This window comes from Mesorhizobium sp. B2-5-13 (assembly GCF_006440535.1).
GTDB lineage: Bacteria > Pseudomonadota > Alphaproteobacteria > Rhizobiales > Rhizobiaceae > Mesorhizobium > Mesorhizobium salmacidum.
The window spans coordinates 1-2,500 of record NZ_VFUI01000047.1; the positions used below are offsets into that span (position 1 = coordinate 1).

The 2,500-nt window shown below is 54.6% G+C and carries 1 tRNA gene and 2 rRNA genes (1 of these 3 cut by a window edge); all 3 read right to left on the minus strand.

Annotation, left to right across the window (positions count from 1 at the left end):
* Nucleotides 1–74: 74 nt before the first annotated feature.
* Nucleotides 75–151, minus strand: a tRNA-Met gene (locus FJ434_RS29585).
* 216 nt (nt 152–367) lie between these two features.
* Nucleotides 368–482, minus strand: a 5S ribosomal RNA gene (gene rrf / locus FJ434_RS29590).
* Between the two features lie 272 nt (nt 483–754).
* Nucleotides 755–2,500, minus strand: a 23S ribosomal RNA gene (locus tag FJ434_RS29595) (it continues 1,086 nt past the right edge of the window).

Below are 2,500 nucleotides of genomic sequence, written 5' to 3' on the forward strand. Positions count from 1 at the left end.
ATCCAAGGGGGCTCTTATCCGAATGCAAAACGGCCCGCCAAGCTTTGAGCCTGGCGGGCCGTTTTGGGTAAGTTTGGTTGCGGGGACAGGATTTGAACCTGTGACCTTCAGGTTATGAGCCTGACGAGCTACCGGGCTGCTCCACCCCGCGCCACCACCGCGATCGCCGCTGTACTTTGGCGACTGCGGTATTCTGTATCCACCAAATGAAAGGGCCGCTTAGAGCGGCCCGGGATCCCTTGGCGGGCCTTTATGCATGTCGCCCAAAAGTGTTAGCGGTTTTGGGGCAACGACATGCATCGAACAAAGCAATGAGAAGATTTCTCTGTCATCCGGTTGGATGTGAGTTTGAACGTGCGTTTAGCAGACCTGGCAGCGACCTACTCTCCCGCGTCTTGAGACGAAGTACCATCAGCGCTGGAGCGTTTCACGGCCGAGTTCGGAATGGGATCGGGTGCAGCCGCTCCGCCATAACCACCAGGTCGGCAAAACGCACGTTATTCGAGAAGCTGGTTTGAGCGAATAGCCATAGAGAGGAGCGAATAGGGGACCTATTTTGTGCTTTCTCGGAGCTTTTCGCTGGTCTTTTTGTGCCTGGTCGTTCTTGGCCTGACGCCTTTCGAAGCGAAGCTTCGCAAGGTCGACCGACCGTCGGCGCCGATGCGCCGCACCCACGTAGCGCCGCCCGCAGGGCGGAACAAGCGTGAGTGAGAACAGACCATTTGACTTCGTCAAATGGATATTAGGAATGAGAACGATCAAGCCGATCGAACTATTAGTACCGGTAAGCTTCAAGCGTTGCCGCTCTTCCACACCCGGCCTATCAACGTGGTCGTCTTCCACGGTTCTCAGGGAATACTCGTTTTAAGGTGGGTTTCCCGCTTAGATGCCTTCAGCGGTTATCCCGTCCGGATATAGCTACCCTGCTATGCGGCTGGCGCCACAACAGGTCCACCAGAGATCCGTCCATCCCGGTCCTCTCGTACTAGGGACAGATCCTTTCAATATTCCTACACCCACGGCAGATAGGGACCGAACTGTCTCACGACGTTCTGAACCCAACTCACGTACCGCTTTAAATGGCGAACAGCCATACCCTTGGGACCTGCTCCAGCCCCAGGATGCGATGAGTCGACATCGAGGTGCCAAACAACCCCGTCGATATGGACTCTTGGGGGTCATCAGCCTGTTATCCCCGGCGTACCTTTTATCCGTTGAGCGATGGCCCTTCCACGCGGGACCACCGGATCACTATGACCGACTTTCGTCTCTGCTCGACTTGTCAGTCTCGCAGTCAGGCAGGCTTATGCCATTGCACTCAGCGAACGATTTCCGACCGTTCTGAGCCCACCATCGCGCGCCTCCGTTACTCTTTAGGAGGCGACCGCCCCAGTCAAACTACCCACCATACATTGTCCCGGACCCGGATAACGGGCCGCGGTTAGACATCCATAGTAATAAGGGTGGTATTTCAAGGGTGGCTCCACCTGAGCTGGCGCCCAGGTTTCAAAGCCTACCACCTATCCTACACATGCCACTACGAATGCCAATGTAAAGCTATAGTAAAGGTGCACGGGGTCTTTCCGTCTAACCGCAGGAACCCCGCATCTTCACGGGGAATTCAATTTCACTGAGTCTATGCTGGAGACAGCGGGGAAGTCGTTACGCCATTCGTGCAGGTCGGAACTTACCCGACAAGGAATTTCGCTACCTTAGGACCGTTATAGTTACGGCCGCCGTTTACTGGGGCTTCGATTCAGAGCTTGCACCCCTCCTCTTAACCTTCCAGCACCGGGCAGGCGTCAGACCCTATACGTCGTCTTGCGACTTCGCAGAGCCCTGTGTTTTTGATAAACAGTCGCTACCCCCTGGTCTGTGCCACCCTCCTCTACTTGCGTAGAAAAGGGTCACGCTTCTTCCGAAGTTACGCGTGCAATTTGCCGAGTTCCTTCAGCATAGTTCTCTCAAGCGCCTTGGTATACTCTACCAGACCACCAGTGTCGGTTTCGGGTACGGTTTATAAGGAGGAGCTATTTCCTGGAACCACGCAGCAGCCCGTTCAATCCGATAAGATTGGACTACCTCAATGATCCGTCACTACCTCCAAGCCCACGAATATTAACGTGGTTCCCATCGACTACGCGTTTCCGCCTCGTCTTAGGGGCCGGCTAACCCTGCTCAGATTAGCTTTAAGCAGGAACCCTTGGTCTTTCGGCGGGGGAGTCTCTCACTCCCCTTACGTTACTCATGTCAGCATTCGCACTTCTGATACCTCCACCACCCCTCACGGGTATGGCTTCATCAGCTTACAGAACGCTCCGCTACCGCTTGGCCCTTGCGGACCAAACCCTAAGCTTCGGTGTATGGCTTTAGCCCCGTTACATTTTCGGCGCAAAGACCCTTATTTAGACCAGTGAGCTGTTACGCTTTCTTTAAATGATGGCTGCTTCTAAGCCAACATCCTGGTTGTTTTGGGATCCTCACATCCTTTCCCACTTAG